Source organism: Achromobacter anxifer (genome assembly GCF_903652925.1).
Classification (GTDB): domain Bacteria; phylum Pseudomonadota; class Gammaproteobacteria; order Burkholderiales; family Burkholderiaceae_B; genus Achromobacter; species Achromobacter anxifer.
Map to the genome: position 1 here is coordinate 237,506 of NZ_CAHLAR010000006.1, position 19,296 is coordinate 256,801.

Genomic DNA, 19,296 nt, shown 5'->3' on the forward strand with positions numbered 1-19,296 from the left:
TGACTTTCAAGGAAATTTCGATATTTGCCGCGCCGCCTTTTGGGCGGACGCGGCGAGGGTTATTTACTTGGCCCGAGCGGCGATGACTTCGTCAGCGACGTTCTTGGGAGCCTCGGAGTAATGCTTGAATTCCATCGTGTACGTGGCACGACCTTGCGTCAGCGAACGCAGGTTCGTGGCGTAACCGAACATCTCGGCCAGCGGAACTTCGGCCTTGATGGTCTTGCCGCCGCCAACCATGTCGTCCATGCCCTGAACCATGCCGCGACGCGAGGACAGATCGCCCATCACGGTGCCAGCGTAGTCTTCAGGCGTTTCGACTTCAACGGCCATCATCGGTTCCAGCAGCACGGGGCTGGCCTTGCGCAGACCTTCCTTGAATGCCATGGAGCCGGCCATCTTGAACGCGTTTTCGTTCGAGTCCACGTCGTGGTACGAACCGAAGAACAGCGTGACCTTGACGTCGACGATCGGGTAGCCAGCCAACACGCCCGAAGGCAGCGTTTCCTGGATGCCCTTGTCCACCGCGGGGATGTACTCGCGGGGAACCACGCCGCCCTTGATGGCGTCCACGAATTCGTAGCCACCGCCAGGAGCCAACGGCTCGACCTTCAGAACCACGTGACCGTACTGGCCGCGACCGCCCGACTGCTTGACGAACTTGCCTTCGACTTCGTCGCAGGTCTTGCGGATGGTTTCGCGGTAAGCCACTTGCGGCTTGCCGACGTTCGCTTCCACGCCGAATTCGCGCTTCATGCGGTCAACCAGAATTTCCAGGTGCAGCTCGCCCATGCCGGAGATGATGGTCTGGCCGGATTCTTCGTCGCTACGCACGCGGAACGACGGATCTTCCTGCGCCAGGCGCGACAGCGCCAGGCCCATCTTTTCCTGGTCAGCCTTGGACTTGGGTTCCACGGCCTGCGAAATCACGGGCTCGGGGAACTCCATGCGCTCCAGCGTCACGTGCGAATCGACATCGCACAGCGTTTCGCCGGTGGTCACGTCCTTCAGGCCAACGACGGCGGCGATGTCGCCTGCCAGAACTTCCTTGATTTCCTCGCGGTTGTTCGCGTGCATCTGCAGGATGCGGCCGATACGTTCCTTCTTGCCCTTGATCGGGTTGAACACGGTATCGCCCGACTTCAGGACGCCCGAGTACACGCGGACAAAGGTCAGTTGGCCGACGAACGGGTCGGTCATCAGCTTGAACGCCAGCGAAGAGAACTTCTCGCTGTCGTCGGCTTGACGCTGGACTTCGTTGCCGTTGTCATCGGTGCCTTCGACCGGCGGAATATCCACGGGCGACGGCAGGTAGTCGATGACGGCGTCGAGCATGCGCTGCACGCCCTTGTTCTTGAAGGCGGTGCCGCACAGCATCGGCTGGATTTCGCCAGCGATGGTGCGCTGGCGGATGGCCAGGTTGATCTCGGCTTCGTCCAGCGCGCCGGTCTCGAGGTACTTGTTCATCAGTTCCTCGGACGACTCGGCGGCAGCTTCGACCAGCTTTTCGCGCCATTCGTCAGCCGCGCCTTGCAGTTCGGCCGGAATGTCTTCGTAGTCGAACTTGATGCCTTGGCTGGCTTCGTCCCAGATGATCGCCTTCATCTTGACCAGGTCGATCACGCCCTTGAACGTGTCTTCGGCGCCGATGGGGATCACGACGGGAACGGGGTTCGCGCGCAGGCGGTTCTTCAGCTGGTCATAGACCTTGAAGAAGTTCGCGCCGGTGCGGTCCATCTTGTTGACGAAGGCCAGACGCGGCACGCCGTACTTGTTGGCTTGGCGCCACACGGTTTCGGACTGGGGCTGAACACCGCCCACCGCGCAGTAGACCATGCAAGCACCGTCCAGGACGCGCATGGAACGTTCCACCTCGATGGTGAAGTCCACGTGTCCCGGGGTGTCGATGATGTTGATGCGGTGTTCGGGGTAGTTCTTGGCCATGCCACGCCAAAACGCCGTCGTAGCAGCCGACGTAATGGTGATGCCACGCTCTTGCTCTTGTTCCATCCAGTCCATGGTGGCTGCGCCATCATGCACTTCGCCAATCTTGTGATTGACGCCGGTGTAGAACAGGATGCGTTCGGTCGTGGTGGTTTTCCCTGCATCGATGTGCGCAGAGATACCAATGTTGCGATAGCGCTCGATCGGGGTTTTGCGGGCCATGGTGGGTTAGTCCTTAAATTACCAGCGGAAATGGCTGAAGGCCTTGTTGGCCTCTGCCATCTTGTGCGTGTCTTCGCGCTTCTTCATCGCGGCGCCACGACCTTCGGAGGCGTCGATCAGTTCGCCAGCAAGACGCAGATCCATCGACTTCTCGCCACGCTTCTTGGCGGCTTCACGGAGCCAACGCATAGCCAGGGCCAGGCGGCGCACGGGGCGCACTTCAACCGGCACTTGGTAGTTGGCACCGCCAACGCGGCGGCTCTTCACTTCGACGATCGGCTTGATGTTGTTGATCGCCAGGCTGAAAACTTCGATCGGCTCCTTGCCGGTCTTGGTTTGCACTTGCTCGAGGGCACCGTAAACGATGCGCTCGGCGACGGCCTTCTTGCCGTCCAGCATGACGACGTTCATGAACTTGGCGAGTTCGACGCTGCCGAACTTGGGATCGGGCAGAATCTCGCGCTTGGGTACTTCGCGACGACGGGGCATTGTTGCTTCCTTGTGTCTGTTCAGTTGAACCGTGTTTCATTACACGGCCATGGCCGTCCATGGAGACGACCCCTTACGTGCCGCGCACATCCCATCATCTGGATGACGCGGTCGCACTTCCCTGGTGACGGACTGCCGCCACGCGGGGGGTACTGCTGACTCGTTATTAAGCCTTCTTCGGGCGCTTGGCGCCGTACTTCGAGCGGGCTTGCTTACGATCCTTGACGCCTTGCAGGTCGAGGGAACCGCGCACGATGTGATAACGCACACCGGGCAAGTCCTTCACACGACCGCCACGCACCAGAACCACCGAGTGCTCTTGCAGGTTGTGGCCTTCACCGCCGATGTACGAAATGACTTCGTAACCGTTGGTCAGACGCACTTTGGCAACCTTACGCAGAGCGGAGTTCGGCTTCTTGGGGGTGGTGGTGTACACGCGAGTGCACACGCCGCGGCGTTGCGGGCAGTTTTCGAGCGCGGGGCTCTTGCTTTTGATGATGCTGACTTCGCGCGGCTTGCGCACGAGTTGGCTAATGGTAGGCATGACCTTTGAAATCCCTTTTACGTACCACTGGGTAAGTACTTACGTACTCGTCTCCTCAAGCAGTGAACTTTCGGAGAAGGCAGTTCGCGCAAAACCGCCTCAAACGTTCGTATACGTAAAAGAGCGGGCTTGCCAACAAACTATGACAAAACGCACAAAGCTGGATGCCGTGGGGCGACGACCTGGGGATGACCCCCTGGGGTTGAAAACCCCGTTTGCCGTGAAGCTGGACCGTGAAACGAAAGGCTCGTGACGCACCTTGTTCCCTGGTACCGGGCTTCTGAACCCTACCGCGGCCAGTTTTTGCGCGCGAAATAAAGCAGTAAGCCCTTTAGCATAACTGAGATCAAGGCCTGCTGTCAAAGAAATTTGTAAACCCCGCGACGTGGCGCGTTGACGACAGAAGAACGCCAGTTAGGCGGCAGTCGCGAAAATTGGGGTCATATATGCCGGAAATCGCGGATCGGAAAACTGCGGAAACCGGCGTCGCGGCTCTGGCAGCCTTGCGGGCGTGCAGCCGGCCCGCGGCATGCGCCCAGGCTATCGCGAGGGGCGACAGCCAGTGTACCCCGCCAGCGCTACTGGTCGGCGAACAGGTAACCGCTGCCGTAGACCGTGCGGATCGGCAACATTACCCCGGCCAGTTCCGCCTTGCGGCGCAGCCGGCTGACGATCACGTCGATGCTGCGGGAGCCGCTGGCGCGCACGCCGCCCCCCTCTACCTGCAGTTCGTCGCCCAATTCGGTCCGTCCGACCGCCTTGCCGGCGACTTCCAGCAGCGAACGCACGATCAGGCGCTCGTTGGCGGACAGCGAAATCGTCGCGCCGGAGGGCGCGGCCAGGGTCCAACCCTGGTCGCGCAGCTCCCATTGGCCGGCCTGGGCCTGCTCGGCCTGGGGCGTGTCCTGCCCGGCGGGCAGGCGGCGCGCCAGGGACAGCAGGATGCAGGCCAGCTCGCGCGGGTCCTGCGGATCGGGCAGGCAGGCGTCGGCGCCGCTCTGCAGGCAACGCAGGCGGCTGTCCACCGACATGCCGCGCCCGGTGACCACGATGCCCATGGACGAGGATCCATGCAGGCGCGCCACCAGCGCGTAGCCGATTTCGCCCAGGGTCCCGACATCCAGGACGACGACGTCATAACCGCCGCCGTTGAGCAATCCAAACAATTCAAGAGACGTCGAGCAGCCGCGTGCAGAAATACCAGCTTGCAGCAACGCCGACACGGCGTTGCCGCGGGCGGCATCGTCCGGAGACATCATAAGTATGCGCAATTGATTCATATCTGTTCCATCCACCAACAACCTCGACCGGCTCCGCCCCCCGCCTGTCGGAGGAGGGGGAGAACGATTGAGACAGTGTGGCGCGTTGTTACGCAACAACTCCAGTCAAGATTCGTCAACTTTGCAATGTTTGACAGTTCTTGCCATAACGTAGCCAGCCGGGGCACCTCCCGAGTTATCATTCGTTTACACCTATATATTCCTCACTCATCTTGCAGTAGGGCGCCATAGCGCGCGCTTGCGTCGCAAACCTTCGCGAGAACACGTCCGATGAAAATCGCGTCGCTGGAAGACGACCTGGATCAATCACGGCGCATCCAGCAAGTTCTGACCACCGCGGGATATACCTGCACCAGTTATCAGCAAAGCCGGGATCTCCTGGCCGCGCTGCGCACCGAGCATTTCGACCTGGTGCTGCTGGACTGGCACCTGCCCGACATCGACGGCGACGATGTGGTGCGCTGGCTGCGCGCCAACATCGGTCCGCGCATCCCGGTCATCTTCCTGACCAACCGTTCCAGCGAGGACGACCTGGTGGAGGGCCTGCGCGCCGGCGCCGACGACTACATCGTCAAGCCGCTGCGCCCCCTGGAACTGCTGGCACGGGTGGCGGCGTTGCTGCGCCGCAGCCAGATCGCCGAGCCTGCCGACGACGCCTTCGACGTGGCCGGCTATCGCATCGAACCCGCCGCGCGCGCGATCACCCTGAATTCCGCCCCCGTGCCGCTGGCGCCCAAGGAATTCGAGCTCGCGCTGCTGTTTTTCCGCAATGTCGGCCGCCTCATGTCGCGCGACGTCCTGGCCGAATGCGTCTGGAATCGGGAAATCCCCGCGACTTCGCGCACCCTGGACACCCACTTGTCGAACATCCGGCAAAAACTCCAGCTGCGTCCGGAACATGGCGTGCGCCTCTCTTCCTCCTACGCCCTGGGTTATCGGCTCGAACTGATCACCCCGTCCGACGACGTCACCACGCATCCGCAGTAAGCGCCCACGCGCATTCCTGGAGAACCGATAGTCATGAGCCGCTGCCGCGCGCTTTCTTTGCTTGCCCTGATTTCCTGTCTGACGCTGATGGCGCCGGCTCGCAGCCAGCCCGCTGGCGCGCTCGGGGACGACTTCATCTACCGCGTGCGCCAAGGCGACACGCTGATCGACCTGGCCGGCCGCTATACGCAAAAGCCGTCGAACTGGAACCAGCTGCAAACCTTGAACAAGGTCGTCACGCCGGAAACGCTGCCGATCGGCCTGGAACTCCGGATCCCGCTGTCCATGATTCCCGAGCGCCCCGCCAACGCCCGCGTCGTGCACGTCAGCGGCCAGGCGGACATGGACGGCAAGTCCCTGAAGGCGGGCGACACCGTGGCCGAAGGCAGCACGGTCGGCACCGCCGCCAATGGCTTCGTCACGCTGGAACTGGCCGACGGCTCCAAGCTGACGCTGCCCTCGGGCGGCTCGGTCGAACTGAAGCGCCTGCGCCAGTTCGAGGGCACCGCCCTGACGGATTCCATCGTCCAGGTACAGCGCGGCGGCGTGGAGTCGTCCGTGGCGCCCACCGGACAGGGAGTGGGCCGTTTCGAAGTCCGCACGCCCGTCGCGGTCACCGGCGTGCGCGGCACGCGCTTCCGGGTTCAGAGCGGCGCGCAAGGCGTACATAGCGAAGTGCTGGAAGGCAGCGTGCGCCTGCAACCCCACGCGCCCGGTTCGGCTCCGGCCAAGCCGGTGGCGGTGGCCAAGGGCTATGGCGCGGCCGTGGGGTCGGACGGCGTGGTCTCGGGCATGCGCGCGCTGCTGGACGCTCCGCAGCTGGGCACGCCCACGCGCGCGGGCGGCGGTTCCTGGACGGCCGACGTCTCGCCCGTAACGGGCGCGCAAAGCTATCTGGTGCGCGTCTCGCGCGATGCCGAAGGCGCCTTGCTGGTCGCATCGACCAGCTTCCCCAGCAACGACATCCGCTTCAGCGCCCCCGGCCCCGGCACCTATTACGTCTCCGTGCGCGCGGTGGACGACCTGGGCCTGAACGGCCGCGACGCCATCGCCACCTTCGAGGGCGCCAACATGCTCATGACCTCCGACGGCCAGGGCGTTGCCAGCGGCTCCGGCGGCCTCATCACGCTGACCGAGTACTAGAGCGCGCCGCATGGCCGATGCCGCCGACCCGCAGGACCGGACTTCGCGCTCAGGACTGTGGCTGACGGTGGCGCTGGCGGTGCTTGCCACCCTCCTGGGCTCGTTCAACGGCCTGGGCCGCTTCGACCAGATCCTGTATGACCGCGCCGTGTCGGCGATGGGGCGGACCGCCGACCCCGACGTCCTGATCGTGGCGATCGACGACGACAGCATTGCCGCGCTGGGCCACTGGCCCTGGCGGCGCGCGGTCCACGCGGCGCTGCTGGACCGCCTGCGGGACGCCCGAGCGGTGGCGCTGGACCTGATCTTCGCCGAGCCCGACATGGTCAATCCCAACGATGACCGCATCCTGGCCGACAGCATCCGGCGCCATGGCCGCACCGTCCTGCCGGTGGTGCTGGACCGTCTTGACCATCCTTCCGCCGTCAGCGAACCGATTCCTGGCGTGGCGCAAGCCGCGGCCTCCAAGGGCTTCATCAACGCGCGCATCGACCCCGACGGCGTGGTGCGCGAAGCCGCCTTGACCGCACAGTTGGGAACCCGCCGCTGGAACCACCTGGCCATGTCGATGCTGGAGGTCGGCGGCGAAGCGCAACAGGCGCAAAAACTGCTCAAGCGCGCCGCCCCCGACGGCAGCATCCTGATCCCCTACGCCGGTCCTACCGCCCATACGCGCACTGTGTCCTACCTCTCGGTGCTGCGCGGCGACCTGCCGCCAGAAGAGCTGCGCGGCAAGTATGTGCTGGTCGGCGCCTGGGCCACCGGCCTGGGCGACGCCTACCCCACGCCGGTATCGCACGACGTCAGTGGCATGTCGGGCGTGGAGATCATTGCGAACCTGCTGCACGCCGCGCGCGACGACATCGCCTATCAGCTGCCGCCGGCCTGGACCAATGCGCTGTTCGCGACGCTGCCCGTGCTGCTGGCCTGCCTAGCCTTATGGCGGCTGTCGCCCAAGCGGGCGCTGCTGGTCAGCCTTGGGCTGTTCATCGCCATCCTGCTGGCGTCCCTGCTGCTGCTGGCCTATGCCTACTACTGGTTCGCCCCCGCCGCGGCGCTGCTGGGCGTGGCGCTCTGCTATCCGCTCTGGAGCTGGCGCAGCCAGGAAGCCGCGCTGCGCTACATGGACAACGAATTGCGCCGCCTGCAACGCGAATACCCGCCCGTGCTGAACGAAGCCGGAGCCCAGAACGCCGGCCCCAGCGCTTCGCTGGAAAGCCGGGTCGCGGAACTGCGACGGGCGCTGGCCCGCGTGCGCAACCTGCGGCGCTTCCTGGCCGACGGCCTGGACGGCATGCCCGACGCCACGCTGGTTTTCGACCAGGACGGACGCATGCAATTCCGCAACCAGGCCGCGGTGATGTATTTTCAGCGCCTGGGCATGCGCCCTCCCCGCGTCGGCCGCCCCGCCACCCATCTGCTGGAAAAGACCATCTCCGATCCCGCCTCGCGCCAGCGCGTGGCCGAGGCGCTCAGCGGCCAGGGGCCGGTCGCCGCGGCATCGCCCTGGAGCGCCGACCTGGAGGTGCGCGACCACGCCGGGCGCGACCTGATCCTGAAATGCGCGCCCATCCATACCGCCGAAGGCAACTTCGCCGGCACCGTCGCCACCCTGACCGACATTTCGCGCATCCGCCAGGCCGAACGCCAGCGCGAGGAAACGCTGCGCTTCATCTCGCACGACATGCGCGCTCCCCAAAGCTCCATCCTCGCGCTGGTCGAGATGAAGCAGGATGGCGGCTCGCAGGAAGAGCAAAGCGAAACCCTGGGACGCATCGCCGCGCTGGCCAACCGCACGCTGCGGCTGGTCGACGACTTCGTGCACCTGACGCGCGCCGAATCGATGACGATCAGCGCGGTCGAACTGGATCTGGGAGGCCTGCTGCAGGATGCGGTGGACGAGTTCTGGGCCTCGGCGCAGAAACGCGGCATCGAGCTGGGCCTGAAGCTGCCCCTGCCCATCGCCTATGTCCGCGGCGACCAGACCCTGCTCATGCGCACGCTGTGCAACCTGATCGACAACGCGATCAAGTACAGCCCCGCGCATACGCGAATCGAATGCGATATCGATGAGGAGCCGGGCTTCTGGCGCGCCAACGTACGCGATCAGGGCCAGGGCATCGCGCAGCAGGATCTGGCGCGCCTGTTCGAGCCCTTCTCGCGCGTGGGCGTCGAAACCCGCGGCGACGTCGGCGGCGCCGGCCTGGGGCTGGCATTCGTGCGCACCGTGGCCGAGCGCCATGGCGGCTCGGTCGAGGTCAGCAGCGAACTGGGCAAGGGCTCGGTCTTCACGCTGCGCCTGCCGATGGCGCCGGAAGAAACGTCCGCGGCGTAGCCCTACTGGAAGAAGTGCGTGATCACGGTGGGCTTGCCTGCCTTGACCTCAAGCGTCGCGCGGTAAGGCGGCAGATCGGCATTGCGCAGCACCACCTGGTACTTGCCGGGTATCAGCCGCAGCTCTTTGACGGGCGGACTGATGCCGCGCGCCACTCCATTGATCCACACCTCGCCCCAGGGGCGGATGTCCAGGCGCACCAGCACCGGCACGGGCTTGGGCTTGGGCGCCTCGTCGGCCGTGGCCGCGGGCGGCTCGGCGGGCTCGGCCGTGGACGGCGTCTGCGTGGAGGGCTGAGTGTCGGCCGGGGCCGCGGGCGGTGCAAGCGTCTCGGCGGCGGCTCCCGCGCCTCCTTGCGCCTGGACCTGAGCTTGGCCTTGGGTCTGAGCCTGCGGCGAGGGTTCCGCCACGGCCGGCGGTTGGGATGAGGCTTGCGGCGCCGTCGCTCCAGCCACCGGCGGCTGCGGAGGTTGCACGGCTGGCAGATTCGGCTGGACCACTTCGGACCGCGTGATCAGCGCGTTGGGCGCGCCCATGCCCGATTCGAACCAGGCATACACGCCCGCGCCCGCCAGAGCCACGATTAGCAGCAGCACCAGCAGGGGATGGCGTCCGCGCGCCGGTTGACTCGCCGCAGCAGCTGCTGCCGCCACCGGCGCCGCCTGGGCGGAGGGTACGGCAGCGGTCGCCGGATCCGGAACCGTTTCCAACTGAGCCGTAATGCCCAGCATGGCCGCCAGCTCGGCCAGCGTCTGGGGCCGGTCCGCGGGCGCCATGGCCAGGCCGGCATCGATCACGGCCAGGAATTCCGGGCTGTACTTCGCCAGCCCCAGGGAAGCCAGCGGCTCGTAGGTGTCTTCTGCGCGGCGCTCGGGCGCCGGCTCGGGCTTGCTGCCGATAACCAGCGCGTGCATCACCGCGCACAAGGCGTAGATGTCGCTCCATGGGCCGCGCGGCCATTCCAGCGAATCGGTGTAAAGCTCGAACGGCGCGAAGCCAGGGGTCGGCGTCCGGCTGGCGCGGCGCGAACGCGCCACAACCAGTTCCGGCACCAGATGCGCCCGGGCGCTTTCGTCCATGCCTATGGTATCGAGCGAGATATCGCCGCAGATTTCGCCCTGCGCATGCAGGGACATCAAGGACGGCAGCAGGTCGGACAAAAGCCGCTTGATGCGCGTTTCAGGCACGCCCCCCGCCGTACTGGCGGCGATGGCGCTCAACGGGCGCAATGCAAGCGGCGCGGCGCCGGAAAAGGGGCCACGCGGCGTCAACAGGCCGGCGGAAGAAGACATGATCGGAACTGGCGCTGTCGAACGACAGCAAATAAAGGATTGAATAGGCGGAATATTATCCAATCCGCACCACAAGGACATTGCCGAAGATGTCCGAGCGCATCAGGCTGTGGCACGATAGCGTACCGCTAAACCCCTCTCCTCCTTTGGAATCCATGAAAATTCGCGTTCTGATTAGTCTGCTTGGCTTGTCGGCCCTTCTGGCGGGTTGCGCCGGCATCAAGGCGGTGCAACCGGAAGCCCCGGCGACCGCGGAAGCCCTGGACCAGTTGCAACAAGTACGCGACAAGTACAGCGCGGGCCGCTACGGCGAAGTGATCCGCGGCGTCGCCACCTCCGACGCCCTGGCCACGTCCACCAAGGCCGTGCGCATCGAAGCCTACAAGCTGCAGGCCTTCAGCTACTGCGTGAGCAAATACGCGCAACTGTGCGAAGACAGCTTCGCCCGCATCCTGGCGCTGGATCCCGCTTTCGAGCTGGCGCCCAACGAGGCCGGCCACCCGGCCTGGGGTCCCGCTTTCCAGCGCGCCCGGGCACAGGTCGCGAAATAGATCTTCCGCCCGGAAATAAAAAGGCCGCTGATTTGCATCAGCGGCCTTTTTGCTTTCAGGCATCCCGCGCCAGACTGCGCGCGGGGTGCCTGCCGGGAGCTTCCGCTTATTCGGCGGAATCCTCGGCGCCGAGGTCGGCAGCCGGCGTTTCCGCATCCGAGCCCACCGTGACCGGCGAGTCTTCGAACGGGTTGGCCAGCTGGCGAGCGGCTTCGCGTTCCGCGGCCTCCAGCGCTTCCTTGTCCTTGCGGGCATGGTGGTACGCCAGGCCGGTACCCGCCGGAATCAGGCGGCCGACGATGACGTTTTCCTTCAAGCCACGCAGGTCGTCGCGCTTGCCCATGATGGCGGCTTCGGTCAGGACCCGGGTGGTTTCCTGGAACGAAGCGGCCGAGATGAACGAGTCGGTCGACAGCGAGGCCTTGGTGATGCCCAGCAGCACGTTGTCGTACGTAGCCGGACGGCGGTCTTCGGCCGTGACGCGGTCGTTCTCGTTCAACAGCTCGGAGCGCTCGACCTGCTCGCCCGGGATGAACTCGGTATCGCCAGCATCGACGATGTTCACGCGGCGCAGCATCTGGCGGACGATCACTTCAATGTGCTTGTCGTTGATCTTCACGCCCTGCAGACGGTACACGTCCTGCACTTCGTCGACGATGTAGGTCGCCAGCTTCTCGATGCCTTGCAGGCGCAGGATGTCGTGGGGATCGGCCGGGCCGTCCACGATCATTTCGCCCTTGTTCACCACCTGGCCGTCGTGCACCAGAACCTGCTTTTCCTTCGGAATCAGGAACTCGTGGCTCACGCCTTCCAGGTCGGTGATGACCAGACGCTGCTTGCCCTTGGTGTCCTTGCCGAACGAGACCGTGCCGGTGACGTCGGCGAGCATGCCGGCATCCTTCGGCGAACGGGCTTCGAACAGCTCGGCCACTCGCGGCAGACCGCCGGTAATGTCGCGGGTCTTTTGCGATTCCTGCGGAATACGCGCCAGAACTTCACCCACGGCAACCTGCTGGCCGTCGCGCACCGTGATCAGCGCGCCCACCGGGAACGAGATGTTCACCGAGTGATCGGTGCCGGCGATCTTGACGTCTTCGCCGTTCTCGTTGACCAGCTTGATCTGCGGACGCATGACGATCTTGCCGCCACGGGTCTTCGGCGTGATGACGACGAGCGTCGACAGGCCGGTGACTTCGTCCACCTGCTTGGCAACGGTCACGCCTTCTTCGATGTTCTCGAAGCGGACGGCGCCGCCGTATTCCGACACGATCGGACGGGTCAGCGGGTCCCACGTCGCCAGGCGCGCGCCAGCCTTCACGGCTTCGCCATCGCCCACCAGCACGGTCGCGCCGTACGGGATCTTGTGGCGTTCGCGTTCGCGGCCGTTGTCGTCGAAGATCGCCAGTTCGCCCGAGCGCGAGATCGCCACGCGTTCGCCCTTGGCGTTCGTGACATAGCGCATCGTGCTGGCAAAGCCGACGGTACCGCTGGACTTGGTTTCCACCGCGCTGGCCAGGGCCGAACGCGACGCCGCGCCACCGATGTGGAACGTACGCATCGTGAGCTGCGTGCCCGGTTCGCCGATGGACTGGGCGGCGATGACGCCGACCGCTTCGCCCTGGTTGACCGGCGAGCCGCGGCCGAGGTCGCGGCCGTAGCAGTGCGCGCACAGGCCGTGGCGCGTTTCGCAAGTCAGCGGGGTGCGGACCTTGACTTCGTCCACGCCGATGCGGTCGATGGTGTCGACCATGTCTTCGTCCAGCAGGGTGCCGGCGACGATGGCCGTTTCCTGCGTGTCCGGGTTGACGATATCCACGGCGGCCACGCGGCCCAGGATACGGTCGCGCAACGGTTCGATGACTTCACCGCCTTCGACCAGGGCCTTCATGTTGTAGCCCTGCGAAGTGCCGCAATCGTCCTCGGTGATCACCAAGTCTTGCGTCACGTCGACCAGACGACGGGTCAGGTAACCCGAGTTGGCGGTCTTCAGTGCCGTATCGGCCAGACCCTTACGCGCGCCGTGAGTCGAGATGAAGTACTGGAGTACGTTCAGGCCTTCACGGAAGTTCGCGGTAATCGGCGTTTCGATAATCGAACCGTCCGGCTTGGCCATCAGGCCGCGCATACCGGCCAGCTGGCGGATCTGGGCGGCCGAACCGCGGGCGCCCGAGTCAGCCATCATGTAGATGGAGTTGAACGATTCCTGGCGCACTTCCTCGCCGTGACGGTTGATCACGGGCTCGGTGGCCAGTTGTTCCATCATCGCCTTGCCGACCTTGTCGCCGGCCTTGCCCCAGATGTCCACCACGTTGTTGTAGCGTTCCTGGGACGTGACCAGACCCGACGAGTACTGCTTGTCGATTTCCTTCACTTCGCGGCTGGCTTCGGCCAGGATGCCTTCCTTGGCGGTCGGGATCAGCATGTCGCCCATGGCGATGGAGATACCGCCGCGCGTGGCCAGGCGGAAGCCCGACTGCATCAGCTTGTCAGCGAAGATCACGGTGTCGCGCAGGCCGCAGCGGCGGAACGACTGGTTGATCAGGCGCGAGATTTCCTTCTTCTTCAGCGCCTTGTTCAGCACCGTGAAGGGCAGGCCCTTGGGCAGGATTTCGGACAGCAGCGCGCGGCCGACCGTCGTTTCATGACGGCGGATCACCGGCTGCCATTCGCCGTTCTCGTCGCGCTCGTGTTCCTTCAGGCGCACGGTGATGCGCGACTGCAGTTCGACTTCGCCGTTGTCGTAGGCGCGCTGCACTTCAGCCACGTCGGTGAAGAAGATGCCTTCGCCGCGGCCATTGATGCGCTCGCGCGTCGTGTAGTACAGACCCAGCACGATGTCCTGGGACGGGACGATCGACGGTTCGCCGTTGGCCGGGAACAGCACGTTGTTGGAGGCCAGCATCAGCGTGCGCGCTTCCAGCTGGGCTTCCAGCGACAGCGGCACGTGAACGGCCATCTGGTCACCGTCGAAGTCGGCGTTGAACGCCGCGCAAACCAGCGGGTGCAGCTGGATGGCCTTGCCTTCGATCAGGACCGGCTCGAACGCCTGGATGCCCAAACGGTGCAGCGTGGGCGCACGGTTCAGCATGACCGGGTGTTCGCGGATGACTTCTTCCAGGATGTCCCAGACCACCGGTTCCTGGCTTTCCACCAGCTTCTTGGCAGCCTTGATGGTCGTGGCCAGGCCCATCATCTCCAGACGATTGAAGATGAACGGCTTGAACAGTTCCAGGGCCATCAGCTTCGGCAGGCCGCACTGGTGCAGCTTGAGCTGCGGACCCACCACGATGACCGAACGGCCCGAGTAGTCGACGCGCTTGCCCAGCAGGTTCTGACGGAAACGACCGCTCTTGCCCTTGATCATGTCGGCCAGGGACTTGAGCTGGCGCTTGTTGGCGCCCGTCATGGCCTTGCCGCGGCGACCGTTGTCCAGCAGCGAGTCGACGGCTTCCTGCAGCATCCGCTTTTCGTTGCGCAGGATGATTTCCGGAGCCTTCAGCTCCAGCAGGCGCTTCAAGCGGTTGTTGCGGTTGATGACGCGGCGGTACAGGTCGTTCAGGTCGGAGGTCGCGAAGCGGCCGCCGTCCAGCGGCACCAGCGGACGCAGGTCCGGCGGCAGCACGGGCAGCACTTCCATGACCATCCACTCGGCCTTGATGCCGGACTTCTGGAAGCCTTCCAGCACCTTCAGGCGCTTGGAGATCTTCTTGATCTTCGCTTCCGAGCTGGTGGCCTTCAGTTCGCCGCGCAGCGTTTCCACTTCGCGGTCGATGTCGATGGTGCGCAGCAGTTCGCGCACGGCTTCCGCGCCCATCAGGGCACGGAAGTCGTCGCCGTACTCTTCGGTCTTGGCGAGGAAATCGTCATCCGACATGATCTGGCCGCGCTTGAGCGGCGTCATGCCAGGTTCGATCACGCACCAGGCTTCGAAGTACAGGACGCGTTCGATGTCGCGCAGGGTCATGTCGAGCACCATGCCCAGACGCGACGGCAGGCTCTTCAGGAACCAGATGTGCGCGACGGGGCTGGCCAGCTCGATGTGGCCCATGCGTTCACGGCGAACCTTGGCGACGGTCACTTCCACGCCGCACTTTTCGCAGATCACGCCACGGTGCTTCAGGCGCTTGTACTTGCCGCACAAGCACTCGTAGTCCTTGATCGGGCCAAAGATCTTGGAGCAGAACAGGCCGTCGCGCTCAGGCTTGAACGTGCGGTAGTTGATGGTCTCGGGCTTGCGAACTTCGCCGTAGGACCACGAACGGATCTTCTCGGGCGAGGCGATGCCGATCTTGATGGCATCGAACTGCTCGTCTTGCGAGACTTGCTTAAAGAGGTCGAGTAGCGCTTTCATTAGTTACGCTCCAAATCCATGTCCAGGGCCAACGAGCGGATTTCCTTGACCAGCACGTTGAACGATTCCGGCATGCCGGCGTCGATGACGTGGTCGCCCTTGACGATGTTTTCGTATACCTTGGTACGGCCGGTGATGTCGTCGGACTTCACCGTCAGCATTTCCTGCAGGGTGTAGGCGGCGCCGTATGCTTCCAGCGCCCACACTTCCATTTCCCCGAAACGCTGACCGCCGAACTGCGCCTTGCCGCCCAGAGGCTGCTGGGTAACCAGCGAGTACGGGCCGGTCGAACGCGCATGCATCTTGTCGTCGACCAAGTGGTGCAGCTTCAGGTAGTGCATGTAGCCGACCGTGACGGGACGCTCGAACTGCTCGCCCGTGCGGCCGTCGTACAGCCAAGCCTGGGTGCGCGACGGCGTCAGCGCCATGCGCTTGGCGACTTCGTCCGGATAGGCCAGTTCCAGCATCGTGGTGATTTCCTCTTCGGTCGCGCCGTCGAAGACGGGCGTCGCGAACGGCACGCCGTTCTTGAGGTTCTGGGCCATTTCCATGACTTCTTCGTCGGTCAGCTCGTCGATGCGCGCGCCGGTGCCGGTCGTGTTGTAGACCTTGTCCAGGTAGGCGCGGACGTTCTTGACCTGCGCAGTGCGCTCGTCGCGCAGCATGTCGGCGATGCGGTGGCCCACGCCCTTGGCAGCCCAGCCCAAGTGCACTTCCAGCACCTGGCCGACGTTCATCCGCGAGGGCACGCCCAGCGGGTTCAGAACGATGTCGGCCGGCGTGCCGTCAGCCATGTGCGGCATGTCTTCCACCGGGGTGATGCGCGAGACCACGCCCTTGTTGCCGTGACGGCCTGCCATCTTGTCGCCAGGCTGCAGACGACGCTTCACGGCCAGGTAGACTTTGATCATCTTCAGCACGCCCGGGGGCAGCTCGTCGCCTTGCGTCAGCTTCTTGCGCTTCTCTTCGAAGGCCAGGTCGAACTGGTGGCGCTTCTGCTCCAGCGATTCCTTGGCCTGCTCCAGCACGACGGCGTGCGGCTCGTCGGCCAGGCGGATGTCGAACCACTGCCAGCGGTCCAGATCAGCCAGGTAAGCCTTGGTGATCGTGGCGCCCTTGGCCAGCTTGCGCGGGCCGCCGTTGACGGTCTTGTTGACCAGCATCTTTTCGATACGGTCGAACTGGTCGTTTTCAACGATGCGCAGCTGATCGTTCAGGTCCTGGCGATAGCGGCGCAGTTCATCGTCGATGATGGACTGGGCGCGCTTGTCGCGCACGATGCCTTCGCGCGTGAACACTTGCACGTCGATCACGGTGCCGGTCATGCCCGAGGGCACGCGCAGCGAGGTGTCCTTAACGTCGGACGCCTTTTCACCGAAGATGGCGCGCAGCAGCTTTTCTTCCGGCGTCAGCTGGGTTTCGCCCTTGGGCGTGACCTTGCCGACCAGCACGTCGTCGGCGCTGACTTCGGCGCCAATGTACGTGATGCCCGAATCGTCCAGACGGTTCAGTTGCGTCTCGGCCAGGTTGCTGATGTCGCGCGTGATTTCTTCCGGACCCAGCTTGGTGTCGCGGGCGACGACCGTCAGTTCCTCGATGTGCACCGAGGTGTAGCGGTCATCGGCAACAACCTTTTCGGAGATCAGGATCGAGTCTTCGAAGTTGTAGCCGTTCCAGGGCATGAACGCGATCAGCATGTTCTGACCCAGGGCGAGTTCGCCCAGGTCGGTCGATGCGCCGTCAGCCAGCACGTCGCCCTTGGCGACCTTGTCGCCACGCTTGACGATGGGACGCTGGTTGATGTTCGTGTTCTGGTTGGAACGGGTGTACTTGATCAGGTTGTAGATGTCGACGCCGACTTCGCCAGCGACGTTTTCTTCATCGTTCACGCGGATCACGACGCGCTCGGCGTCGACGTGGTCGACCAGGCCGCCACGCAGGGCTTGCACGGTCGTGCCCGAGTCAACGGCCACGGTGCGCTCGATGCCCGTACCCACGACCGGCTTTTCCGGACGCAGGCAAGGCACGGCCTGACGTTGCATGTTGGCGCCCATCAGCGCGCGGTTCGCGTCGTCGTGCTCCAGGAACGGAATCAGCGAGGCGGCGACCGACACGATCTGCGACGGGGCAACGTCCATGTAGTGCACGTTGGCCGGGGCGGTCAGCATGGTTTCGCCGGCTTCGCGGCAAGCCACCAGGTCGTCCACGAAACGGCCGTCTTCGTCCAGCGCGGCGTTGGCCTGCGCGATGACGTAGTGGCTTTCTTCGATGGCCGACAGGTAGTCGATCTGTTCGCTGACCTTGCCGTCGATGATCTTGCGGTACGGCGTTTCCAGGAAGCCGTACTCGTTCAGACGAGCGTACAGCGCCATGGAGTTGATCAGGCCGATGTTCGGGCCTTCCGGCGTTTCGATCGGGCAGACGCGGCCATAGTGGGTCGGGTGCACGTCACGGACTTCGAAGCCGGCGCGCTCGCGGGTCAGACCGCCCGGGCCCAGTGCGGAAACACGACGCTTGTGCGTGATTTCCGACAGCGGGTTGGTCTGGTCCATGAACTGCGACAGCTGGCTCGAACCGAAGAACTCCTTGATGGCAGCCGAGATCGGCTTGGAGTTGATCAGGTCGTGCGGCATCAGGTTTTCGGTCTCGGCCTGGCCCAGACGTTCCTTGACGGCGCGCTCGACGCGCACCAGGCCGGCGCGGAACTGGTTCTCGGCCAGTTCGCCGACGCAACGCACGCGGCGGTTGCCCAGGTGATCGATGTCATCGATCTGGCCACGGCCGTTACGCAGCTCGACCAGCACCTTGATGGTTTCAAGGATGTCTTCGTTGGTCAGCGTCATCGGACCGGTGATGTCTTCACCACGGCCCAGACGGCTGTTGACCTTCATGCGGCCGACGCGCGACAGATCGTACGTTTCTTCGCTGTAGAACAGGCGCTGGAACAGCGCTTCCACCGCTTCCTCGGTGGGCGGTTCGCCAGGACGCATCATGCGGTAGATGGCGACGCGGGCAGCCATCTGGTCGGCGGTTTCGTCGGTGCGCAGCGTTTGCGAGATGTACGGGCCGCGGTCCAGGTCGTTCGTGTAGAGGGCCTGGATGTCGTGCACGTTGGCGGCGCGCAGGGCGCCCAGCACGCTTTCCGTGATCTCGTCGTTGGCGTTGGCGATGACTTCACCGGTGTCCGGATCGACGATGTTCTTGGCCAGCACGCGGCCGTACAGGAAGTCTTCCGGCACGGAGATGCGCTGGATGCCGCCGGCAGCCAGGTCGCGCAGATGCTTGGCGTTGATGCGCTTGTCCTTTTCGACAATGACCTTGCCGCTGCGGTCGGCGATGTCGAAACGGGCCATTTCGCCCTTCCAGCGCTCAGGCACGAATTCCATCATCGCGCCTTCGCTCTTCAATTCGAAGTTGTCGAAGTCGAAGAAGTTGGCCAGGATCGATTCTGGCGTCATGCCGATGGCCTTGCACAGAATCGTGACGGGCATCTTGCGACGGCGGTCGACGCGGAAGAACAGGACGTCCTTCGGATCGAATTCGAAGTCCAGCCACGAGCCGCGGTAAGGAATCACGCGGGCCGAGAACAGGAGCTTGCCGGAGCTGTGGGTCTTGCCGCGGTCGTGCTCGAAGAACACGCCAGGCGAGCGGTGCAGCTGCGAAACGATGACACGCTCGGTGCCGTTGATGACGAAGGAACCCGTGCCCGTCATGAGCGGAATTTCGCCCATGTAGACTTCCTGTTCCTTCACTTCCTTCACGGTGGGCTTGCTGACTTCGCGGTCAAGCAGCACCAGGCGGACCTTGGCTCGCAGGGGCGAGGCATAGGTCAGGCCACGTTGCTGACATTCCTTGACATCGAACACCGGTTCGCCGAGCACATAGCTCACGAACTCCAAGCGCGCCATACCGTTGTGACTAACGATCGGGAAAATCGACGAGAACGCCGCCTGCAAACCGTCGGCTACGCGATCGGACGGGGCGGTATCCGCCTGCAGGAAAGTTAGGTAGGATTGAAGCTGTGTCGCCAACAGGAAGGGAACGTTTTGAACGTCTTCACGCTTGGCGAAGCTTTTGCGGATGCGCTTTTTTTCGGTGTACGAGTAAGGCATGAGCACTCCGACTCGAGGTTGCATGGGCCGTCAACCACGGCCCCAG

General features: G+C 64.2%; 11 protein-coding genes. 4 read left to right on the plus strand and 7 right to left on the minus strand.

Going from position 1 to position 19,296, the window contains the following annotated elements:
* Window positions 1-63: 63 nt before the first annotated feature.
* The 4 genes from fusA to HWY37_RS20515 form a co-directional block, all read right to left on the minus strand.
* Window positions 64-2,166, minus strand: a complete 2,103-nt coding sequence (gene fusA, locus HWY37_RS20500; protein ID WP_175205421.1) for an elongation factor G — start codon at window positions 2,164-2,166, stop codon at window positions 64-66.
* 18 nt (window positions 2,167-2,184) lie between these two features.
* On the minus strand, window positions 2,185-2,655 hold the full coding sequence (rpsG, locus tag HWY37_RS20505; protein ID WP_006216561.1) for a 30S ribosomal protein S7: 471 nt from the start codon (window positions 2,653-2,655) through the stop codon (window positions 2,185-2,187).
* A gap of 166 nt (window positions 2,656-2,821) precedes the next feature.
* Window positions 2,822-3,199 carry a 30S ribosomal protein S12 gene (gene rpsL, locus HWY37_RS20510; RefSeq protein ID WP_005017264.1) on the minus strand — a complete coding sequence of 126 codons (378 nt, stop codon included), beginning with the start codon at window positions 3,197-3,199 and terminating at the stop codon, window positions 2,822-2,824.
* A 578-nt stretch (window positions 3,200-3,777) separates the two neighbouring features.
* Window positions 3,778-4,479 (minus strand): response regulator transcription factor, encoded by a 702-nt coding sequence (locus HWY37_RS20515; RefSeq protein ID WP_175205420.1) that lies wholly within the window; start codon window positions 4,477-4,479, stop codon window positions 3,778-3,780.
* Between the two features lie 270 nt (window positions 4,480-4,749).
* Between HWY37_RS20515 and HWY37_RS20520 the strand changes: the two genes are divergently transcribed.
* Genes HWY37_RS20520 through HWY37_RS20530 form a run of 3 tightly spaced genes read left to right on the plus strand, consistent with a single transcriptional unit; the run spans window position 4,750 to window position 8,944 of the window.
* Window positions 4,750-5,466, plus strand: coding sequence for a response regulator transcription factor (locus HWY37_RS20520; RefSeq protein WP_176089728.1), 717 nt, complete (start codon window positions 4,750-4,752; stop codon window positions 5,464-5,466).
* A 33-nt stretch (window positions 5,467-5,499) separates the two neighbouring features.
* A complete protein-coding gene (locus HWY37_RS20525) occupies window positions 5,500-6,609 on the plus strand; it encodes a FecR domain-containing protein (protein WP_175205418.1) in 1,110 nt (369 codons plus the stop codon).
* Between the two features lie 10 nt (window positions 6,610-6,619).
* Window positions 6,620-8,944 carry a CHASE2 domain-containing protein gene (locus HWY37_RS20530; protein ID WP_176089729.1) on the plus strand — a complete coding sequence of 775 codons (2,325 nt, stop codon included), beginning with the start codon at window positions 6,620-6,622 and terminating at the stop codon, window positions 8,942-8,944.
* 2 nt (window positions 8,945-8,946) lie between these two features.
* Here the strand turns inward: HWY37_RS20530 and HWY37_RS20535 are convergent, their stop codons facing one another.
* Window positions 8,947-10,236: a serine/threonine-protein kinase gene (locus HWY37_RS20535; RefSeq protein ID WP_176089730.1), complete on the minus strand. Its 1,290-nt coding sequence runs from the start codon at window positions 10,234-10,236 to the stop codon at window positions 8,947-8,949.
* Window positions 10,237-10,391: 155 nt separating this feature from the next.
* Here HWY37_RS20535 and HWY37_RS20540 point away from each other — a divergent pair, with 155 nt between their 5' ends.
* A complete protein-coding gene (locus tag HWY37_RS20540) occupies window positions 10,392-10,787 on the plus strand; it encodes a TssQ family T6SS-associated lipoprotein (protein WP_175205415.1) in 396 nt (131 codons plus the stop codon).
* 106 nt (window positions 10,788-10,893) lie between these two features.
* Here the strand turns inward: HWY37_RS20540 and rpoC are convergent, their stop codons facing one another.
* Window positions 10,894-15,138 carry a DNA-directed RNA polymerase subunit beta' gene (rpoC, locus tag HWY37_RS20545; RefSeq protein WP_175205414.1) on the minus strand — a complete coding sequence of 1,415 codons (4,245 nt, stop codon included), beginning with the start codon at window positions 15,136-15,138 and terminating at the stop codon, window positions 10,894-10,896.
* Window positions 15,138-19,250, minus strand: coding sequence for a DNA-directed RNA polymerase subunit beta (gene rpoB / locus HWY37_RS20550; protein ID WP_175205413.1), 4,113 nt, complete (start codon window positions 19,248-19,250; stop codon window positions 15,138-15,140). Before rpoB ends, rpoC begins: the two co-directional genes overlap by 1 nt.
* Window positions 19,251-19,296 lie beyond the last annotated feature (46 nt).

Excerpts from the sequence above, each read along its gene's own strand:
- HWY37_RS20525 (WP_175205418.1), top strand. The coding sequence starts at position 5,500 with ATGAGCCGCTGCCGCGCGCTTTCTTTGCTTGCCCTGATTTCCTGTCTG.
- HWY37_RS20515 (WP_175205420.1), bottom strand. The coding sequence starts at position 4,479 with ATGAATCAATTGCGCATACTTATGATGTCTCCGGACGATGCCGCCCGC.
- HWY37_RS20520 (WP_176089728.1), top strand. The coding sequence starts at position 4,750 with ATGAAAATCGCGTCGCTGGAAGACGACCTGGATCAATCACGGCGCATC.
- rpoB (WP_175205413.1), bottom strand. The coding sequence starts at position 19,250 with ATGCCTTACTCGTACACCGAAAAAAAGCGCATCCGCAAAAGCTTCGCC.
- HWY37_RS20530 (WP_176089729.1), top strand. The coding sequence starts at position 6,620 with ATGGCCGATGCCGCCGACCCGCAGGACCGGACTTCGCGCTCAGGACTG.
- HWY37_RS20540 (WP_175205415.1), top strand. The coding sequence starts at position 10,392 with ATGAAAATTCGCGTTCTGATTAGTCTGCTTGGCTTGTCGGCCCTTCTG.
- rpoC (WP_175205414.1), bottom strand. The coding sequence starts at position 15,138 with ATGAAAGCGCTACTCGACCTCTTTAAGCAAGTCTCGCAAGACGAGCAG.
- fusA (WP_175205421.1), bottom strand. The coding sequence starts at position 2,166 with ATGGCCCGCAAAACCCCGATCGAGCGCTATCGCAACATTGGTATCTCT.
- rpsL (WP_005017264.1), bottom strand. The coding sequence starts at position 3,199 with ATGCCTACCATTAGCCAACTCGTGCGCAAGCCGCGCGAAGTCAGCATC.
- rpsG (WP_006216561.1), bottom strand. The coding sequence starts at position 2,655 with ATGCCCCGTCGTCGCGAAGTACCCAAGCGCGAGATTCTGCCCGATCCC.
- HWY37_RS20535 (WP_176089730.1), bottom strand. The coding sequence starts at position 10,236 with ATGTCTTCTTCCGCCGGCCTGTTGACGCCGCGTGGCCCCTTTTCCGGC.